The 19,758-nt window shown below is 71.8% G+C and carries 16 protein-coding genes; 9 read left to right on the top strand and 7 right to left on the bottom strand.

The window, feature by feature from the left end; genetic code table 11:
• Positions 1–30: 30 nt before the first annotated feature.
• Genes ACSYGO_RS19175 through ACSYGO_RS19160 form a run of 4 tightly spaced genes read right to left on the bottom strand, consistent with a single transcriptional unit; the run spans position 31 to position 5,703 of the window.
• Positions 31–1,191, bottom strand: a complete 1,161-nt coding sequence (locus ACSYGO_RS19175; RefSeq protein WP_426681217.1) for an acyl-CoA dehydrogenase family protein — start codon at positions 1,189–1,191, stop codon at positions 31–33.
• Positions 1,192–1,202: 11 nt separating this feature from the next.
• Entirely contained in the window at positions 1,203–2,150 is a 948-nt protein-coding gene (locus ACSYGO_RS19170; RefSeq protein WP_460387133.1) for a hydroxymethylglutaryl-CoA lyase, read from the bottom strand.
• On the bottom strand, positions 2,147–4,078 hold the full coding sequence (locus tag ACSYGO_RS19165) for an acetyl/propionyl/methylcrotonyl-CoA carboxylase subunit alpha (RefSeq protein WP_426681080.1): 1,932 nt from the start codon (positions 4,076–4,078) through the stop codon (positions 2,147–2,149). Before ACSYGO_RS19165 ends, ACSYGO_RS19170 begins: the two co-directional genes overlap by 4 nt.
• An 8-nt stretch (positions 4,079–4,086) precedes the next feature.
• Positions 4,087–5,703, bottom strand: a complete 1,617-nt coding sequence (locus ACSYGO_RS19160) for a carboxyl transferase domain-containing protein (RefSeq protein WP_426681081.1) — start codon at positions 5,701–5,703, stop codon at positions 4,087–4,089.
• A 96-nt stretch (positions 5,704–5,799) separates the two neighbouring features.
• On the opposite strand from ACSYGO_RS19160, the gene ACSYGO_RS19155 reads away from it, so the two are divergent.
• The 5 genes from ACSYGO_RS19155 to ACSYGO_RS19135 all read left to right on the top strand — a co-directional run bounded on the left by ACSYGO_RS19155 (position 5,800) and on the right by ACSYGO_RS19135 (position 10,277).
• Positions 5,800–6,390: an SACE_7040 family transcriptional regulator gene (locus tag ACSYGO_RS19155; RefSeq protein WP_028803522.1), complete on the top strand. Its 591-nt coding sequence runs from the start codon at positions 5,800–5,802 to the stop codon at positions 6,388–6,390.
• A gap of 100 nt (positions 6,391–6,490) precedes the next feature.
• Complete coding sequence (locus tag ACSYGO_RS19150) at positions 6,491–7,648, top strand: acyl-CoA dehydrogenase family protein (protein ID WP_426681082.1); 1,158 nt, start codon at positions 6,491–6,493, stop codon at positions 7,646–7,648.
• A 35-nt stretch (positions 7,649–7,683) separates the two neighbouring features.
• Positions 7,684–8,571, top strand: a complete 888-nt coding sequence (locus ACSYGO_RS19145) for an acyl-CoA thioesterase (RefSeq protein ID WP_426681083.1) — start codon at positions 7,684–7,686, stop codon at positions 8,569–8,571.
• A gap of 3 nt (positions 8,572–8,574) precedes the next feature.
• Positions 8,575–9,552 (top strand): cation diffusion facilitator family transporter, encoded by a 978-nt coding sequence (locus ACSYGO_RS19140; protein ID WP_460387132.1) that lies wholly within the window; start codon positions 8,575–8,577, stop codon positions 9,550–9,552.
• A gap of 296 nt (positions 9,553–9,848) precedes the next feature.
• Entirely contained in the window at positions 9,849–10,277 is a 429-nt protein-coding gene (locus ACSYGO_RS19135) for a hypothetical protein (RefSeq protein WP_460387131.1), read from the top strand.
• An 87-nt stretch (positions 10,278–10,364) separates the two neighbouring features.
• Here the strand turns inward: ACSYGO_RS19135 and ACSYGO_RS19130 are convergent, their stop codons facing one another.
• Positions 10,365–11,153 (bottom strand): phosphatase, encoded by a 789-nt coding sequence (locus tag ACSYGO_RS19130; RefSeq protein ID WP_426681086.1) that lies wholly within the window; start codon positions 11,151–11,153, stop codon positions 10,365–10,367.
• Between the two features lie 152 nt (positions 11,154–11,305).
• Positions 11,306–12,847: a PucR family transcriptional regulator gene (locus ACSYGO_RS19125; RefSeq protein ID WP_460387130.1), complete on the bottom strand. Its 1,542-nt coding sequence runs from the start codon at positions 12,845–12,847 to the stop codon at positions 11,306–11,308.
• A 217-nt stretch (positions 12,848–13,064) separates the two neighbouring features.
• On the opposite strand from ACSYGO_RS19125, the gene ACSYGO_RS19120 reads away from it, so the two are divergent.
• The 3 genes from ACSYGO_RS19120 to ACSYGO_RS19110 all read left to right on the top strand — a co-directional run bounded on the left by ACSYGO_RS19120 (position 13,065) and on the right by ACSYGO_RS19110 (position 17,279).
• Complete coding sequence (locus tag ACSYGO_RS19120) at positions 13,065–14,525, top strand: sodium:solute symporter family protein (RefSeq protein WP_432172110.1); 1,461 nt, start codon at positions 13,065–13,067, stop codon at positions 14,523–14,525.
• A gap of 103 nt (positions 14,526–14,628) precedes the next feature.
• The gene (gene speB / locus ACSYGO_RS19115; protein ID WP_460387129.1) at positions 14,629–15,597 is read left to right on the top strand and encodes an agmatinase; all 969 of its coding nucleotides are present in this window, start codon (positions 14,629–14,631) and stop codon (positions 15,595–15,597) included.
• Entirely contained in the window at positions 15,594–17,279 is a 1,686-nt protein-coding gene (locus ACSYGO_RS19110; RefSeq protein WP_426681089.1) for a thiamine pyrophosphate-binding protein, read from the top strand. The genes speB and ACSYGO_RS19110 overlap by 4 nt, the downstream gene beginning before the upstream one ends.
• A 69-nt stretch (positions 17,280–17,348) precedes the next feature.
• On the opposite strand, the gene ACSYGO_RS19105 is transcribed toward ACSYGO_RS19110, so the two are convergent.
• Positions 17,349–18,152 (bottom strand): endonuclease I family protein, encoded by an 804-nt coding sequence (locus tag ACSYGO_RS19105; RefSeq protein ID WP_432172109.1) that lies wholly within the window; start codon positions 18,150–18,152, stop codon positions 17,349–17,351.
• A 341-nt stretch (positions 18,153–18,493) separates the two neighbouring features.
• Between ACSYGO_RS19105 and ACSYGO_RS19100 the strand changes: the two genes are divergently transcribed.
• Positions 18,494–19,429, top strand: coding sequence for a serine hydrolase (locus ACSYGO_RS19100; RefSeq protein ID WP_345641234.1), 936 nt, complete (start codon positions 18,494–18,496; stop codon positions 19,427–19,429).
• The last annotated feature ends 329 nt before the right edge of the window (positions 19,430–19,758 follow it).

Below are 19,758 nucleotides of genomic sequence, written 5' to 3'. Positions count from 1 at the left end.
GGTCCGGGAGCCGCGGCGCCGGTCTCGGGCTCAGCCCGTGAGACCCAGCTCCCGGGCGATCAGCATGCGCTGCACCTCGCTGGTGCCCTCGCCGATCTCCAGGATCTTGGAGTCGCGCCACATACGGGCCACCGGGTACTCGTTCATGAAGCCGTAGCCGCCGTGCACCTGTGTGGCGTCGCGGGCGTTGTCGACGGCGATCGTGGACGAGTAGAGCTTGGCGAGCGCCGCCTCCTTCTTGAAGGGCTCGCCGCTGACCAGCCGGGAGGCGGCGTCACGCCACGTCACGCGGGCCGTGTGCGCCTTCATCTCCATGTCGGCGATCTTGAACTGGATGGCCTGGTTCGCGCCGATCGGACGCCCGAACGCGTGCCGCTCCTTGGCGTACTTCACCGACTCGTCGACGCAGCCCTGCGCCAGTCCCGTGGCGAGCGCGGCGATGGCGATCCGCCCCTCGTCGAGGATCCGCAGGAACTGCGCGTAGCCGCGGCCCCGCTCGCCGAGCAGGTTCGCCGCCGGCACGCGCACGTCGGAGAACGACAGCTCACGGGTGTCCGAGGCGTTCCAGCCGACCTTGGAGTACGGGGCGGCGACGGTGAAGCCCGGGGTGCCGGACGGGACGATGATCGAGGAGATCTCCGGCTTCCCGTCGGGCTTGCGGCCGGTGACCGCGGTGACCGTCACCAGGCCCGTGATGTCCGTACCGGAGTTGGTGATGAAGCACTTGCTGCCGTTGATCACCCACTCGTCGGTGTCGGGGTCGAGCCGGGCCGTCGTGCGCGTGGCGCCCGCGTCCGAGCCGCCGTCCGGCTCGGTCAGCCCGAACGCGCCGAGGATCTCCCCGGAGCACAGGCGCGGGAGCCATTCCCGCTTCTGGGCCTCGGTGCCGAAGAGATGGATCGGCATGGCACCGAGCGAGACACCCGCCTCCAGAGTGATGGCCACGGACGAGTCGACCCGGGCGAGCTCCTCCAGGGCGATGCCGAGGGCGAGGTAGTCGCCGCCCATGCCGCCGTACTCCTCGGGGAAGGGCAGGCCGAACAGCCCCATGCGGCCCATCTCCCGCACGATCTCGTACGGGAACTCGTGCCGCTCGTAGAAGTCGCCGATCTTCGGCGCCACGACGTCGTGTGCGAACTCCTCCACCGTGCGCCGGAGTTCTTCGAGCTCGGGGGAGAGGCGGTGGTCCAGGGACATGGGGATCACTCCTGGTGGGAGAGGGCTTTGACGGTGCGGGACGGGCTGGGTCGGCCCAGTTGTCCGGCCATCCACACGCTGGTGGCGGTGAGGCGGCCGAGGTCGACCCCGGTGTCGATACCGAGGCCCTGGAGCATCCATACGAGGTCTTCGGTGGCGAGGTTGCCGGTCGCGGACTTCGCGTACGGGCAGCCGCCGAGGCCGCCCGCGGAGGCGTCGACGGTCGTGACGCCGTGCTGGAGGGCGGCCAGGGTGTTGGCGAGCGCCTGGCCGTAGGTGTCGTGGAAGTGCACGCCGAGCGCGCTGGTCGGCACGCCCTCCTCGTTGAGCCCGGCGAGCAGGCTCTGGACGTGACCGGGCGTCGCCACGCCGATCGTGTCGCCGAGGCTCAGCTCGTCGCAGCCCATGTCCATGAGGGCCTTGCAGACCCGTACGACCTGGTGGACGGGGACGGCGCCCTCCCAGGGGTCGCCGAAGCACATCGAGAGATAGCCGCGGACGTGCAGGTCGTGGGAGCGCGCCTTCTCGACGACGGGCGCGAACATGGCGAGCGCCTCGTCGACGGTGCGGTTCAGGTTGGCCTTCGCGAAGGACTCGGTGGCGCTGGCGAACACGGCGATGCGGCGCACGCCGAGGGCGAGCGCGCGGTCGAGTCCGCGCTCGTTCGGCACGAGGACCGGCAGGTGCACGCCCGGCAGGTCGGCGACGAGCGGGAACAGCTGCTCCGCGTCCGCCAGTTGGGGCACCCACTTGGGGTGGACGAAGCTGGTGGCCTCGATGGTGGTCAGGCCCGCGTCGGCGAGCCGCCGCACGAACTCCGCCTTGACCTCGGTCGGCACCGTCGACTTCTCGTTCTGCAGGCCGTCGCGGGCGCCGACCTCGTGGATCCGGACCCGCGCGGGCAGGCCCTGAGCCGGTACGACCATGGGGAGGCCGGGTGCGGGGGTGCTCATGCCGTCTCCTCCTCGGCGGGCGTGATGACCGCGAGGACCTGGTCCATGGCGACCGTCGCTCCCGGCGTGACGTCCAGCTCGCTGACGGTGCCGGCGTGCGGCGCGGAGATGACGTGCTCCATCTTCATCGCCTCGACGACCAGCAGGCTCTGCCCGGCGGCCACCTCGTCGCCCACGGCGACCTTCACGACCGTCACCGTGCCGGGCATCGGGGCGGTGAGGGAGTCGGCGCCCGCGTGGCCGGCGCCGGTGAGGGACGCGGCCACCGGGTCGTGGTCGCGCACGTGCCAGGCGTCGCCCTCGCGGCCGAGCCAGTCCCCGGCGCGGTGGAAGGTGTGACGGACGCCGTCGAGGGTCACCGACACCCGGTCGGCGGTGACGGTGTGAGCGCCGCGCGGGGTGTACTCCACGGGGTCGAGCACCCGCAGCGGGAAGCCGACCGGCCGGGCCGCGCCGCCGAGCCGCCAGCCGCTCGGCACGGAGAACGGGTCGGTCCAGCCCTCGCCGGAGGGACGCAGCGCGTCCAGACGCACGGCCGCCGCGGCCTCGTACACCTCGTCCGGTACGTCACCGTCGATCAGCGAGTCCGCCTCGCGCTCCACGAGTCCGGTGTCCAGCTCGCCCGCCACCACCGCCGGATGGGCCAGCAGCCGGCGCAGGAATCCGGCGTTCGTCTGGACGCCGAGCGTCACGGTCTCCGCGAGTGCCGCCCGCAGCTTGCGCAGCGCGGTCGCCCGGTCCGGGCCGTACGCGATGACCTTGGACAGCATCGGGTCGTACAGCGAGCCGACCTCGGTGCCCTCGCTGAGCCCCGAGTCGGTGCGCACGCCCGGGCCGTCGGGCTCGTGCAGCGCCAGGATGGTCCCGCCGGAGGGGAGGAAGCCGCGCGCCGGGTCCTCGGCGCAGATGCGGGCCTCCACCGCGTGTCCGGTGAGCGTGACGTCCTGCTGTCCGTACGGCAGGGCCTCGCCCGCCGCGACCCGCAGCTGCCACTCGACCAGGTCGAGTCCGGTGATCAGCTCGGTCACCGGGTGTTCGACCTGGAGCCGGGTGTTCATCTCCATGAAGAAGTACGACGAGGGGTCGCCGCCGGGGACGATGAACTCGACCGTGCCCGCGCCGCGGTAGCCGCAGGAGCGGGCCGCCTGGACGGCCGCCTCGCCCATCGCCGCCCGGGTGTCCGCGTCGAGCAGGACGCTCGGCGCCTCCTCGATGATCTTCTGGTGGCGGCGCTGCAGCGAGCACTCGCGCTCGCCCAGGTGCACGACATTGCCGTGCCCGTCGGCGAGGACCTGGATCTCGATGTGCCGGGGCCGGTCGATCCACCGCTCCACGAGGAGGGTGTCGTCGCCGAAGGAGGCGCGGGCCTCGCGCCGGGCGGCGGCGATCTCGTCGGGCAGCGCCGCCGGGTCGCGGACCAGCCGCATGCCCTTGCCGCCGCCGCCCGCCGAGGGCTTCAGCAGGACCGGCACGCCGATCTCGTGGGCCGCCTCGGCCAGTTGGGCGTCGGTGAGCCCGCTGCCGCTCGAACCGGGCACGACCGGGACCCCGGCCGCCTTGACCGTCTCCTTGGCGCGGATCTTGTCGCCCATGAGCTCGATCGCCGAGGCGGGCGGTCCGATGAAGACGAGGCCCGCGTCCGCGCAGGCCTGCGCGAAGGCCGCGTTCTCCGCGAGGAAGCCGTACCCGGGGTGGACCGCCTGGGCTCCGGTCCGCGCCGCGGCCTCCAGCAGCCGCTCGGCGGACAGATAGCTCTCGGCCGCCGGGGCCGGACCGATCCGTACGGCCGTGTCCGCCTCGCGCACGTGCCGGGCGTCGGCGTCGGCGTCCGAGAAGACGGCGACCGAGCGGACGCCGAGCGCGCGCAGCGTACGGATGACGCGTACGGCGATCTCGCCCCGGTTGGCCACAAGCACCGTGTCAAACATGGGTCCCCTCACATCCGGAATACGCCGAACTGGGGGTCACCCAGGGGCGCGTTGGCGCAGGCGGTCAAGGCGAGTCCCAGCACCTGCCGGGTCTCCGTCGGGTCGATCACGCCGTCGTCCCAGAGCCGGGCCGTCGCGTAGTAGGCGTTCCCCTGGTGCTCGTACTGGGCGCGGATCGGGGCCTTGAAGGACTCCTCGTCCTCGACGGGCCAGGACTCGCCGCGCCCCTCCAGCTGGTCGCGCTTGACGGTCGCGAGGACCGAAGCGGCCTGCTCGCCGCCCATCACGGAGATCTTGGCGTTGGGCCACATCCACAGGAAGCGCGGCGAGTAGGCCCGGCCGCACATCGAGTAGTTGCCCGCGCCGTACGAGCCGCCGATCACGACGGTGAGCTTCGGGACGCGGGTGCAGGCCACCGCCGTCACCATCTTGGCGCCGTGCTTGGCGATGCCCCCCGCCTCGTACTGGCGGCCCACCATGAACCCGGAGATGTTCTGCAGGAACACCAGGGGGATGCCGCGCTGGTCGCACAGCTCGATGAAGTGGGCGCCCTTCTGGGCGGACTCGGAGAACAGGATGCCGTTGTTCGCGACGATGCCGACCGGGTGTCCGTGGATCCGGGCGAAGCCGGTGACCAGGGTCTGCCCGAACTCCGCCTTGAACTCGGCGAAGCGCGAGCCGTCGACCACGCGCGCGATGACCTCGCGCACGTCGTACGGGGTGCGGGAGTCGACCGGCACCGCGCCGTACAGCCCGTACGGGTCGACCTTGGGCTCGGCCGAGGGCTCCACGGACCAGGGCATCGGGCCGCGCGCCGGCAGGGTCGCCGCGATGTTCCGGACGATGCGCAGGGCGTGGGCGTCGTCCTCCGCCAGGTGGTCGGTGACGCCCGACACGCGCGAGTGGACCTCGCCGCCGCCCAGCTCCTCGGCGGTGACGACCTCGCCGGTGGCGGCCTTCACCAGGGGAGGCCCGCCGAGGAAGATCGTGCCCTGATTGCGCACGATCACGGCTTCGTCGCTCATCGCGGGCACGTAGGCGCCGCCCGCCGTGCAGGAGCCGAGGACGGCCGCGATCTGCGGGATCCCGGCGCCGGACATCCGGGCCTGGTTGTAGAAGATCCGCCCGAAGTGCTCGCGGTCGGGGAAGACCTCGTCCTGCATGGGCAGGAAGGCGCCTCCGGAGTCCACGAGGTAGATGCACGGCAGGCGGTTCTCGAGGGCCACCTCCTGGGCGCGCAGGTGCTTCTTCACCGTCATCGGGTAGTACGTGCCGCCCTTGACGGTCGCGTCGTTGGCGACGATCACGCACTCGCGTCCGCTGACCCTGCCGATCCCGGCGATCACGCCCGCGGCCGGCGCCTGTCCGTCGTACAGCCCGTCGGCGGCCAGCGGGGCCAGTTCGAGGAAGGGCGACCCGGGGTCGAGGAGGGTGTCCACGCGGTCGCGCGGGAGCAGCTTTCCGCGCGCGGTGTGCCGCTCGCGGGCCCGCTCGCCGCCGCCCAGCCGGGCCGCGGCCAGCTTCCCGCGCAGCTCCTCGCCCAGCGCGCGGTGCGCCTCCTCATTGGCCCGCCAGGCCTCCGACGCGGGATCGGCCGCGCTCGTCAGCTCCGGTGCCTCGTGCATCCTGCGGTCCCCTCACCAGTGGTCGACCAGTTAATGAGCGTTAACGCATTTCCTTCAGGTTAACGACCGCTAACCTCCCTGTCTAGAATTGGTTTCATGGCCACCAGAACCGACGCCCCCACCCGCCGCGAGCAGATCCTCAAGGAGGCCGCCCGGCTCTTCGCCGAGCGGGGCTTCCACGGCGTCGGCGTGGACGAGATAGGAGCGGCCGTCGGCATCAGCGGCCCCGGTCTCTACCGTCACTTCCCCGGCAAGGACGCGATGCTCGCCGAGCTGCTGGTGGGCATCAGCGGTCAGCTGCTCACGGGCGGCAAGCGCCGTGTGGCGGAGGCGGACGGGGATGCCGAGGCGGTCCTCGACTCGCTCATCGAGGGGCACATCGACTTCGCGCTCGACGACCGTCCCTTGATCACCCTGCACGACCGGGAGCTGGACCGCCTCCGGGACAGTGACCGCAAGCTCGTGCGGCAGCTCCAGCGGCAGTACGTCGAGCTGTGGGTGGAGGTGGTCCGCGAGGTGTATCCGGCGCTGTCGGAGCCCAGTGCGCGGTCGGCCGTGCACTCGGTCTTCGGGCTGCTGAACTCCACGCCGCACCTGGGCCGGCCGGGTGCCCTGCCGGGCCGCGCGGGGACCGCGGAGCTGCTGCACCGCATGGCCCGCGGCGCCTTCGCGGCGGCCGGGGCGTGACGAGCGTCTCGGAGGGGTGACTCTGGACGGCGCTTGCGACCCACCGGTAACCTGAAATCTGAGCAAGCGCTTAGACATGCATCCGGTGGAGGTGGCGGCAGTGCGCCGTACGGTGTTCAACGAGGATCACGAGGCGTTCCGGGAGACCCTGCGGGCCTTCATCGAGGCCGAGGTCGTTCCCGTCTACGACGAGTGGTTCGCCGCGGGCCAGGCGCCGCGCGACTTCTACTACAAGCTCGCGGAGCTCGGCGTCTTCGGCATCCGCGTCGACGAGGAGTTCGGCGGCGCCGGCATCGACTCGTACAAGTTCGAAGCCGTGATGTACGAGGAGACCGCCCGCGCCGGTGTCCAGTTCGGCGGCTCCGGCGTGCACGTGCTGCTCGGCCTGCCGTACATCAAGATGCTCGCCACCGACGAGCAGAAGAAGCGCTTCCTGCCGAAGTTCGTCACCGGCGAGGAGATGTGGGCCCTCGCGATGACCGAGCCGGGCACCGGCTCCGACCTCGCGGGCATGAAGACCACCGCCAAGCTCTCCGAGGACGGCACGCACTACGTCCTCAACGGCGCCAAGACCTTCATCACCGGCGGCGTCCACGCCGACCGTGTGATCGTCTGCGCCCGTACCTCCGCGCCCACCGCCGAGGACCGCCGCTTCGGCATATCCCTCTTCGCCGTGGACACCAAGGCCGAGGGCTACTCCGTGGGCCGCAAGCTCGACAAGCTCGGCCTGAAGACCTCCGACACCGCCGAGCTCGCGTTCGTCGACGTCAAGGTGCCGGTCGAGGACCTCCTCGGCGAGGAGAACAAGGGCTTCTACTACCTCGGCCACAACCTGGCGTCCGAGCGCTGGGGCATCGCCTTCGGCGCGTACGCGCAGGCCAAGGCGGCCGTCCGGTTCGCCAAGGAGTACGTCCAGGACCGCACCGTCTTCGGCAAGACCGTCGCGTCCTTCCAGAACACCAAGTTCGAGCTGGCCGCCTGCCAGGCCGAGGTGGACGCCGCCGAGGCCGTCGCCGACCGCGCCCTGGAGGCCCTCGACGCGGGCGAGCTGACCCCGGCCGAGGCCGCCAGCGCCAAGCTGTTCTGCACCGAGGTCGCGCACCGCGTCATCGACCGCTGCCTCCAGCTGCACGGCGGCTACGGCTTCATGAACGAGTACCCGATCGCCCGCCTGTACGCGGACAACCGCGTCAACCGCATCTACGGCGGCACCAGCGAGATCATGAAGACGATCATCGCCAAGGACATGGGTCTGTAAGGTCCGCGAAAAAAGTTCACGATACAACTGACGACATGAGTCAGGCACTTCAGTCCCTGCTCGATCTGCTCGACCTGGAGCGGATCGAGCAGGACATCTTCCGCGGCCAGTCCCGCTCCGCCGTCGTCCCCCGGGTCTTCGGGGGACAGGTGGCGGCGCAGGCACTGGTCGCCGCCGGGCGCACGGTCCCCGAGGACCGGCACGCGCACTCCCTGCACGCGTACTTCCTGCGTGCGGGGGACCCCGGCGCGCCCATCGTGTACTCGGTGGACCGCATCCGCGACGGCCGCTCCTTCACCACCCGGCGGGTCGTGGCCGTCCAGCACGGCCAGCCGATCTTCCACCTCTCCGCGTCGTTCCAGACGTACGAGGAGGGCATGGAGCACCAGGCCCCGATGCCGTCCGCACCCGACCCGGAGACGCTGCCGACGGGCGCCGAACTGCTGCCGCGGTACGCGGACGTGTTCGCCGACCCGGTCATCGCGGAGCGCCTGCTGGAGGCGCGCGAGTCCGTCGACCTGCGCTACGTCGACGCACCGCCGTACGGCACCGTCGGGCAGATCCGCGAGCCGCGCTCCCAGGTGTGGTTCCGCACCAACGGCAAGCTCGACGGGGCCATCGACGAACCGCTGCTGCACGTCGTCCTCGCCACCTACGTCTCCGACATGACGCTCCTCGACTCCATCCTGCTCGCGCACGGGCGCGGCGGCTGGGCGGTCGGAGACGTCGTCGGGGCCTCCCTGGACCACGCGATGTGGTTCCACCGCCCGTTCCGCGCCGACGAATGGCTGCTGTACGACCAGGAGTCCCCGTCCGCGTCGGGCGGCCGGGGCCTGGGCCAGGCCCGTATCTACACCCAGGACGGCCGACTGGCGATCTCAGTGATCCAGGAGGGCGTGGTCCGCATCCCTCGGTCAGACTGAGGCATGGCTGAAGAGGCTGGGGCACAGCGGAGCGACGGCGGCGGCGAGAGCACCTTCACGGTGATCGTCGCCGCCGTCGCCAATCTCGGCATCGCGCTCGCCAAGGCGGTCGCCGGCATCATCAGCGGTTCCAGCGCGATGCTGTCGGAGGCCGCGCACTCCGTCGCCGACACCATCACCGAGGGGCTGCTGCTGACGGCGCTGAAGCGCAGCGAGAAGCCGGCCGACGAGGACCATCCGCTGGGGTACGGCCCGGAGCGCTACATCTGGGCGCTGCTCGCCGCCGTCGCCACCTTCGTGGGCGGTGCCGTGTTCTCCCTGTACGACGGCATCCACACCCTGGTCGCGGGCGAGGAACTCGGCGACCCGCTCGTCTCCTACATCGTGCTCGGCATCGCCTTCGTCCTGGAGGGCTTCTCCCTGCGGACGGGCGTGCGGCAGGCGCGGGGCGAGGCCGAGCGCCACGGCGCGCCGTTCCGGCGGTACCTCAGGCGCACCCCCGACACCGCGGTGAAGGCCGTCGTCATGGAGGACTCGGCCGCGCTGGTGGGTCTGCTGCTCGCCGCGGGCGGCCTGCTGGGCGGCCAGCTGACCGGCTCGGGCGTCTGGGACGGCGTCGCGTCGCTGTGCATCGGCCTCCTGCTGCTGTACGTGGCCTGGGTTCTCGGCCGCTCCAACGCGGAGTTGCTCATCGGCCGCGCCCTGCCCCGGCCGGTGCGGGAGCGGATCAGGGCCGAACTGCTGGCCGTCGAGCACGTGGAGGCCGTACTGGAGCTGACGACTCTGGTGCAGGGGCCGCGGGACGCGCTGGTCGCGGCCAAGGTCGACTTCCGTGACGTGTCGACCGCCGCCCAGGTCGAATGGGCCTGCGAGCGGGCCGAAGAGCGTCTGCGGGCGGCGTTTCCCGTGGTGAGCCGGGTGTACCTCGACCCGACGCCGGGCCCCGGCAAGGGCGGGTCAGCCGGGGTGCATGATGCCTGAGTTGCTCTCGAGATGACGTGTGGCGACTGCGGGATTAGGCTCTATGGGTGAAATGCCGCGACGCACGGCATACCGTCCGACGAGGTTCCGTCACCGCGGGAACCCGGTCACAGCGGTCACCCGCGCAACCTGGCGCAGGGGGCTCTGGAGACGTCGGCGGCAGGGCCGTGCTCCTCAGAACGCCGCGGTAAGCCCATAGACCGCGCCGCACCTTCTTCCTTCTTCTGCGGCGGCGGCCATCCACCTCGCGTCGGTCCCTCTGGGAGCCGCGAGAGACGATGGAGAGGTAATTTCCCATGCGATCACAACGCGCCAGGCGCGTCTTCGTGATGTCGGCTGCCGGTCTGCTGATGGCCGGTGGTGCCGCGATCGGCACGGCGGGCACCGCATCGGCGAGCTCGAACCACAACTCCAGCTACAGCAGTTCCTGGAACGACGACGACGACGATTACGGCTACGGCGGCTACGGCGGCTACGACGACGACGACGATTACGGCGGCTACGGCGGCGACCACGGCGGTGGCGGCTACGGCGGCGACCACGGCGGTGGCGGCTACGGCGGCGACCACGGTGGCGGCGGCTACGGCGGCGACCACGGTGGCGGCGGCTACGGCGGCGGCGGTCACGGCGGCGGTGGCGGCGGTGGTCACGGCGGCGGTGGCGGTGGTCACGGCGGCGGCGGTGGCGGCGGCCACGGCGGCGGTGGCGGCGGCGGCGGACACTGATCCGACCGCACCGCACAGGACGATGTGCGACTCCGTCAGCGGAGTCGCACATCGCGCCGGTCCACGGCCCAGAGGCCGTGGACCGGGCTACGCCAGGCCCGCCTCGGCCAGCAGATAGGCCGTCATGGGGTCGTAGTACCGAGGGCTCTTGACGTGGTCGTCCAGGGGGATCGTCACCTGGAGGGTCCCTTCGGCCTCCGCGAGGAACAGCGCGGGGTCGTTGCAGTCGGCGTACCCGATGGAGTCCAGGCCGAGTTGGCCGGCGCAGCCCGCCCACCCGTGGTCCGCGACGACCAGGTCGGGCAGCGGACGGCCCTCGCGCTCCAGACCGGTGAGGATCGCCCGCATCGGCTCGCCGGAGTGGGTGTGCCAGAGGGTGGCGCCGTGCTCCAGGACGGCGACGTCCGCGAACTGGAAGACATAACCCTCGTCGGTCTGCAGACCGTCCGGGATGACGACGATCTCGCAGCCGGCGGCACGCAGGGCCGCGGCGGTCGCGCGGTGCACGTCGAGCAGACCACCCGGGTGCCCGGTCGCGAACAGCACCCGCTGCTCGCCGTCGGCCGCCTTGCGCAACCGGGCCGCGGCCCGCTCCAGCGCGTCCACCGTCAGTTCCGGGTCGATGGTGTCCTGTCCGTACCGGTACTCCGGGTCGTCGCTCACCCCGCAGCGCTCCGCCATCACCGCGAGGACGTCCTGCTCGTCGGTCCAGCGGTCGCCGAGCTCCAGGCCGAGCCAGAAGTTCCGGTCGCCGTTCGCGAGCTTGCGGTAGTGGGAGAGGTTGTTCTCGCGGGGCGTGGCGACGTCACCCGCGATGCGGGTCTGTACGAGGTGGTCGACGAGCTCGGCGCGGCTGGGGGTCCCGGGTATCGGCATGCCTCCCATTGTGCCGGTGCGCCCGGTCCCGGGGGCGGCCGTCCCGACGGCTGGGACACGGGTCACTCGACGGCCGAGGGGCACTCGTGTGCCCGTGCCGGCCCGCGGACCTGCGGCCTTGCCGACGCGCCGGGACGATGCGCCCGAAGACGTCAGTCCTGCCGCAGGGCGAACCACAACTCCATCCGCACATCCGGATCGTCGAGGTCCGCCCCCAGCAACGCGGCACACCGGGCGATGCGTTGGCGCACCGTGTTGCGGTGCACCGACAGGGCCACCGCCGTGCGGTCCCAACTGCCGTGCAGGGAGAGCCAGGTGCGGAGAGTCTCGGTGAGCGCGGGGGTGCCGGCGACGGGGGCGAGCAGGGTGCGGGCGTGGGCCTCGGCGTCCGCGGGAGGGACGAGGTCGGCCAGCACCGGACGCTCGCCGTGCCGGACCAGCGCGGTGCGCGTCGCGCGGGCGCGGGCCAGGGCGCGGGCGGCCTGGGTGTCGGCGGTCGGCCACTCCTGCGGGGTGACGGGTGCGCTGACCCCGCACGTCCAGCCCGCCTGCTCGGCGGGCACGCGGCCGCCGGGGACGAGGACGCGGACGACGTCACCGCCGGCGTCGACCAGCGCGGAGCCCAGCGCCGCCCCGAGCGCGGACGCGGCGACGGCGTCCGGCGCGGGGCCGTCGGCGGCGGGCCGCGCGTGCACGACGACCCAGCGGTCGTCGCCGAGGAGCGGGGCCACGTCCTGCGGCGCGGCCCCCAGCAGCATGCGGACGAGCGCCGCCGTGCGCGCCGCGCCGCTGCCGCTCTGGTGCTCCCCGGTGAGCAGGGAGAGCAGCACGGCCGCCACGGAGGCGATGGTGTGGTCCCCCGGCTCCCGGTGCGGTGCGCCGACGCCGAGCACGAAGCCCCGCCCGGCGCCGAGGGCGTAGGCGGACAGGTGGAGACCGCCCGCGGTGTCGGCGGCGGAGGTGGGGCCGGGGCCCTTGGCCTCTTCGGGCCGCACGACGCCGGCGAGCTCCGCGAGCGCCCTGGCGGCGGGGGACTCGGCGGCCGGGGCCGCCCGGCCCGCCGTGGCCAGTACCGCGCCGTCCGGTCCGTACAGCACGGCCCAGCCGCTCACGCGCCGGGCGAGCTGCCGCAGCACGGCGGGCACCGGGTCCGGCCGCGCCGCGGCGGCGGCGAGGCTCTGCTGGGCCTCCGTGGTGCGCCGCAGCTCCGCCATGCGGGCCTGGGCCATCAGCTGCCAGACGGCGCGCGCCACCCCGGAGAAGGTGGTCTGCGGCGGGACCTCCAGCAGGGGAAGCCCGTGGGTGTCGCAGGCGGCGACCAGGGCGCGCGGCACGGTGTCGTGCACCGGGGCCAGCCCGAACCCCAGTGCCGCCCCGCCCGCCGCCACGATCCGGGAGACGTAGGCGTCGAAGTACTCCTCCAGGCCGCCGGCCCCGCCCGGCCGGGGAGGACCCCCGTCCGGGCCCGCCGCCTGCGGGACGTGCACCCCGGCGGTCAGCAGCAGCTCGCCGCCGAGCAGGTACGGATAGGGGTCCGCCATCTCCGACGTGTGCGCCCAGTGGATCACCGTGCCCTCGTCCACCGGTCCGGCGATCTGGCGCAGGCCGAGGTCCTCCCGGGCCGTCAGCGCACTCAGCGGCACCGGTGTGGTGGGTGGGGTGGGAGGTGCGAAAGGGGCAGATGGGTCCGGCATGGTGGACGTTCCCTCCATCCGGTTCAGGAACAGTGGATGAAACGTACACTTCAGAGTCGCTTTTCGGCCACCTAGGGTCAGTGCCGTCGGCAGCCGCGGGTACGGGCGTATGTCCCCGCGATCCGCTGTCGGTCTCCCGGCCGGGGCGTTGCTCCCGGCCGCGTCCCCCAACCATCTGCACGACACGCCACCGAGAGTGCGCGAAGGAGGGCCCAGCATGGCCGTCGACTACACAGTGATCGTCGTCTACCTGGCCGGCATGCTTGCCATGGGCTGGTGGGGCATGCGCCGCGCCAAGTCCAAGAGCGAGTTCCTCGTGGCGGGACGACGGCTGGGTCCGGCCATGTACTCCGGCACCATGGCCGCCATCGTCCTCGGCGGCGCGTCCACCATCGGCGGCGTCGGCCTCGGCTACCAGTACGGGCTCTCCGGCGCCTGGATGGTGTTCACCATCGGGCTCGGCCTGCTCGCCCTGTCGGTCTTCTTCTCGGCGCGCATCGCCCGGCTGAAGGTCTACACCGTCTCCGAGATGCTCGACCTGCGCTACGGCGGCCGGGCCGGCGTGATCTCCGGCGTCGTCATGTGGGCGTACACCCTCATGCTCGCGGTCACCTCGACCATCGCGTACGCCACGATCTTCGACGTCCTGTTCGACATGAACCGCACGCTCGCCATCGTGATCGGCGGCTCCATCGTCGTGGCGTACTCGACGCTCGGCGGCATGTGGTCGATCACCCTCACCGACATGGTGCAGTTCGTGGTGAAGACGATCGGTGTGCTGCTGCTCCTGCTGCCCATCGCGGTGGTCAAGGCCGGCGGCTTCAGCGAGATGAAGGCCAAGCTGCCCACCGAGTACTTCGACCCGCTGGGCATCGGCGGCGAGACGATCTTCACCTACGTGCTCATCTACACCTTCGGCATGCTGATCGGGCAGGACATCTGGCAGCGCGTGTTCACCGCGCGCAGCGACAGGACGGCCAAGTGGGGCGGCACCGTCGCGGGCACCTACTGCCTGGTCTACGCCCTCGCCGGCGCCGTCATCGGCACCGCCGCCAAGGTGATGTACCCCAAGCTGCCCAGCGCCGACACGGCCTTCGCGACCATCGTCAAGGACGAACTCCCCGTCGGTGTGCGCGGACTGGTGCTGGCCGCCGCGCTCGCGGCCGTCATGTCCACCTCCTCCGGCGCCCTCATCGCCTGCGCCACCGTCGCCAACAACGACATCTGGTCGCGGCTGCGCGGTGTCGTGCGGCGGGACGGCGAGGAGCACGACGAGGTCAAGGGCAACCGCGTCTTCATCCTCGTCATGGGTGTCGCGGTGATCTGTACGGCCATCGCGCTCAACAACGTCGTCGAGGCGCTGACCGTCGCCTACAACCTGCTCGTCGGCGGCCTGCTCGTGCCGATCCTCGGCGGCCTGCTGTGGAAGCGCGGTACCGCGGCCGGCGCGCTGGCCGCCGTCGCCGTCGGCGGCCTCGCGGTCATCGGCCTGATGGCGGGCTACGGCATCCTCGCCAACGAGCCCGTCTACTACGGCCTGCTGTCCTCGCTCGTCGCCTACGTGGTGGTCTCCCTGGCCACCAGGCCGACCGAGGCCGCCGTCCTCGCCGCCTGGCGGGAGCGCCTGGCCGGCCGGGGCACCGAACCCCAGTCCGAGCCGGTCCCGGCTCACCAGTAGAGTCCTCGCAGTCGTACAAAGAAGTACATAGCCGTGCATACATGTACAGGGCTGCGCATAGCTGTAAATACGCGATGACGCGTAAGAGGAAAGGCACTTCACCATGAGCAGCAACGAGACGCCCCGCGGTCCCGTCGACTCGTCCCGCATCCCGCGGTACGCGGGCCCCGCGACCTTCGCCCGGCTGCCGCGCCTCGACGAGGTCGGCACCGCCGACGTCGCCGTGGTCGGCGTGCCGTTCGACTCCGGCGTCTCGTACCGGCCGGGCGCCCGCTTCGGCGGCAACGCGATCCGCGAGGCGTCCCGGCTGCTGCGCCCCTACAACCCCGCGCAGGACGCCTCCCCGTTCGCCCTCGCGCAGGTCGCCGACGCCGGTGACATCGCGGCGAACCCGTTCAACATCAACGAGGCCGTGGAGACCGTCGAGGCCGCCGCGGACGAGATCCTCGGCACCGGCGCCCGCATGATGACCCTGGGCGGCGACCACACCATCGCGCTGCCGCTGCTGCGCTCGGTCGCCAAGAAGCACGGCCCGGTCGCGCTGCTGCACTTCGACGCGCACCTCGACACCTGGGACACGTACTTCGGCGCCGAGTACACGCACGGCACCCCGTTCCGCCGGGCCGTCGAGGAGGGCATCCTCGACACCGAGGCGCTCTCCCACGTCGGTACCCGCGGCCCGCTGTACGGCAAGCAGGACCTCACCGACGACGAGAAGATGGGCTTCGGCATCGTCACCTCGGCCGACATCTACCGCCGCGGCGCGGACGAGGTCGCCGACCAGCTCCGCCAGCGCATCGGCGACCGTCCGCTGTACATCTCCATCGACATCGACTGCCTCGACCCGGCCCACGCCCCGGGCACCGGCACCCCGGAGGCGGGCGGCATGACCTCCCGCGAGCTGCTGGAGATCCTGCGCGGACTGTCCTCCTGCAACCTGGTCTCCGCCGACGTCGTGGAGGTCGCGCCGGCCTACGACCACGCGGAGATCACCGCCGTGGCCGCGTCCCACACGGCGTACGAGCTGACCACCATCATGTCCCGCCAGATCGCGAAGGCCCGGAACAAGTGACTCACGACCACGACCTGGTACTCCGTCCGACGGCGGCACAGACGGAGGCCGCGCTGAACCCGCCCGCCGGCCGCAACGGCGGAGACCTGGTCGTGGAGACCCTCACGGGTCTCGGGGCGACCACCGTCTTCGGGCTGCCCGGCCAGCACGCGCTGGGCATGTTCGACGCGCTGAGCCGTTCCTCGCTGCGGTACGTCGGCCTGCGCGTCGAGAACAACGCGGGGTTCGCGGCCGACGCCTACGGCCGGATCACCGGCGAGGCCGCGCCGCTGCTGCTGTCGACCGGCCCGGGGGCGCTGACCTCCCTGGCCGCGCTCCAGGAGGCGGCGGCGGCCTCCGCCCCCGTCCTCGCGATCAGCAGCCAGATCCCCACCGCGGGTCTCGGCGGCGGACGCCACGGCTATCTGCACGAACTCCCCGACCAGCAGGCGTCGTTCCGGGGCATCGTGAAGTCGGTCCACACGGTCCGTACGCAGTCGCAGATCCCGTCGGCGATCGCGGCGGCCTGGAAGTCGGCGCTGACCGCTCCGCACGGGCCGGTCTGGGTGGAGATCCCGCAGGACGTGCTCCTCGCCGGGACGGACCTGCCGGTCGTGACCGCCGTGGACGCGAGCCCCGAGGACCTGGCGCCGCGCCCCGAACTGACCGCGGTGGCCGCCGACCTGCTGTCGAAGGCGGCCCGCCCGGCGATCATCGCGGGCGGGGGAGTGGTCCGCGCGGACGCCGCGGGCAAGCTGCTCCAGCTGGCGGAGCGGCTCCAGGCCCCCGTCGTCACGACCTTCGGCGGCAAGGGCGCCTTCCCCTGGGAGCACCCCCTCTCCCTCCAGTCCTGGCTGGAGGACCGCCACACCACCGACTTCCTGGAGGACGCGGACGTCCTCCTGGTCGTGGGCTCCGGCCTCGGCGAACTCTCCTCGAACTACCACACGTTCAAGCCCCGCGGCCGGGTGATCCAGATCGAGGCGGACCTCGGCAAGCTGGAGTCCAACCACCCCGCGCTCGGTGTCCACGCCGACGCCCGCCTCGCCCTCCAGGCGCTGCTGGAGACGGTCGCGGAGCGCACCGACCCGACGGCCGCCGAGCGGGTGCGCACGGTCCTCGACAAGGTCGCCGAGCGCATCGGCTCCCAGGAACTCACCCTGGAGCAGCAGGTGCTGGCGTCGGTCCGCCGGGCCCTGCCGGACGACTCCCCGTCGTTCTGGGACATGACGATCCTGGCGTACTGGGCGTGGTCGGCGTTCGACGCGCGCGGTGCGAACACCATGCACTCCGCCCAGGGCGCGGGCGGCCTCGGCTACGGCTTCCCGGCGGCCCTCGGCGCGGCGGTGGCCGACCCCACCCGCCCGGTGCTCGCGGTCTCCGGCGACGGCGGCGCCCTCTACTCGATCGCCGAGCTCGCCGCGGCCCGGCAGCACGACCTGAACGTCACCTGGCTCATCGTCGACGACGGCGGGTACGGCATCCTCCGCGAGTACATGACGGACGCCTTCGGCCGGCCGACCGCGACGGAACTGTCCCGCCCGGACTACGTGGCCCTGGCCGAGTCCTTCGGGGTGCCGGGCGTGCGCACGAGCCCCGAGACCCTGGAGGAGGACCTGGCGAAGGCGCTGGCCACGCCCGGCCCCTCGGTGGTGCTGCTCCCCGCGGTCCTGCGGATGTTCGCGCCGACCCACCTGGGCTGACCGGCCGCGCCGGACACCGTACGGCGGTGAACTCCCCCCTCTGCGGGGGAGTTCACCGCCGTCGTGCGTCTACCAGATCGCCTCGACCCACTCCGGGTGGTCGATGAACGGGTTGCGGTTGTGCTGGTAGGTGTCGTAGATGACCTGGTTGCGCTTCTCCTCGAAGGCGCTCGGCGGGTCCTCGTCGTTCCACTGCTTGAGGACGGACAGCTTGCCGATGTACGGGTTGCTGCCGTTGCTGACCTTCTCGTTGGGCTCCAGGTCGGCGAAGCCGTCGCCCCCGTCGTAGCGGACCGCCATGTAGAGGATCATGCGGGCCACGTCGCCCTTGTCCGCGTCGCGCGGCTCGAAGGAGTCGGAGTCGGTGAGGCTGCCGCCCCCGCCGCTGACCGTGCTGCCGCCGTTGTCGAAGTCCTTGTTGCCGCGGATGCTGTTGACCTGGACGTCCGCGGGGCGCAGGTGGTGCAGGTCGGTGCCGGGTCCGGTCACCTCGCCGAAGTCGCCGTGCGACTTGGCCCACACGTGCTCGCGGTTCCAGTCGCCCGTGTCGCCGCCGTTGAGGGACTTGGCGCGCGAGACGCCGCTGTAGAGCAGGATCACGTTGTTGCTGTTGTTGGGGTCCTGGTCGGTGACCTTCAGCGCGTCCCAGACCGCCGCGTACGAGATCTTGCTCTGGCTGCTGATGATGGTGTGCAGCGAGGACTTGAGGCTCGCACCCGTCTTGCCGACGGCGTTCTTGTAGTACGTGCTGTCGTACGAGGTCGTCGTCGCGCTCGCCGGTCCGGCGGTCGCCGCGGGCAGCGTGAGGCCGACGAGCAGGGCCGAAACGGCCAGTGCCGGCGTCTTCCAGCGGTGCATGTGCGTCACGGGCATGTGGGGGCCGTCCGATCTACGCGGGTTGATTGAGCGGGCAACCGGAGCGTGACATGGACATGTGCACAAGGTGGTGAAGGCGAGGTGACCGTTGTGTGTCGGAAACCCGCAAGTCGCCTGCTGTGTACGCCCTTCGAGGCGCCGGCGGCCTCGCCCTGGAGCGCGACGGGAGACCCGCCCGGCGAGGTGGTTCGGGGCCCGGCCGGGTGGCGCGGCCGGGGCGCCGGACACGGACCACCCCGCGGGGAACGCCCGTACAACTTTCGGCCGGGTGTGTGAGTCAACAGAGGCGAGCGCGCCTCAGGCGCCCTCGTATCGGTTCAAGGGGATGGGAAGCCTCCATGACTCACCGGATATCCCGGGGTGCCCGTGTGCTCGCAGCGAGCCTCGGTGCCGCGGTGGTCGTGCCGTTCGTGGCATCCGCCGCGCCCGCCGCCGCCGCGACGCCTCAGGTCAGCTGCACATCGGCCAAGGCGGGCCTGGCCGCCAAACTGCAGAGGGACATCACCGCCGCGCTCGCGGGCCGTTCGGGCACCGTCGCCGTCGGTCTCTACGACCGGACCACGAAGACGACGTGCTCGCTGCGTTCGAGCACGGCCTACGACTCCGCCAGCGTCGTCAAGGTGACCGTCCTCGCCACGCTGCTGTGGGACGCCAAGAAGCACAACCGCTACCTCACGCAGCGCGAGGCCGACCTCGCCAAGGCCATGATCACCAAGTCGGACAACAACGCGACCACGAGCCTGTGGAACCAGCTCGGCATGACGAAGATCAAGGGCTTCCTCACGGCGGCGGCCATGACCCAGACCAAGCCGGGCACCGGCGGTTATTGGGGCCTGACCCAGATCACCGTGACGGACGAGCAGAAGCTGCTCAAGCTCGTCACCGCCAAGAACACGGTGCTGAGCGACAACTCCCGGGCGTACATCCTCAAGCTCATGGGCCAGGTCATCTCCTCCCAGCGCTGGGGCACACCGGCCGGGGCGCCCTCGTCCGTCGCCGTGCACGTCAAGAACGGCTGGCTGTCGCGGTCCACGCACGGCTGGCGCGTGCACAGCGTCGGCACCTTCAACGGCGGCGGCCACGACTACATGATCACGGTGCTCACCCACGGCAACAGCACCATGAACTACGGCGTCACCACCATCCAGAACGTCGCCAAGGTCATCCACAGGGACCTGGTCCCGACGACGTCCACGAGCAGCGCCACCGTCCAGCGGTACGTGCCGACCAGCACGCCCCAGGAGGCGTTCCCGGCGGTGCCGTCCAACGGCTGACCCGTCCTACGGGTCTCGGAGCGCGGGCATCCGGCTCCGGGACCCGGCCGGGCAGCACCCGGCCGGGTGGATCTTCCGCGTCGTCCCGCGCGATGAACGGCCCGGTCCACCCCCCCGGCGACACCGAGGCGCCCCACGGTCACGGACCGTGGCCGAGTCCGCCCGGCCGCCCCCTCCGTCCGCCCCCTCCGTCCGCCCCCTCCGGCCGTCTCTTCGGCAGGCGACGACGGCCGCGGCACCGTCCACATCGGCCGGACCCTCGTCACCGAGCGTGATTCCGCCGTCGTTCCGTACGGGAATTGTTGCGGAGGGATGAAATCCGGTTGTTT

This window comes from Streptomyces krungchingensis, from assembly GCF_054729265.1.
The sequence above is the reverse complement of the archived record's forward strand: the minus strand, read 5'-3'. Positions and strand labels throughout refer to the sequence as shown.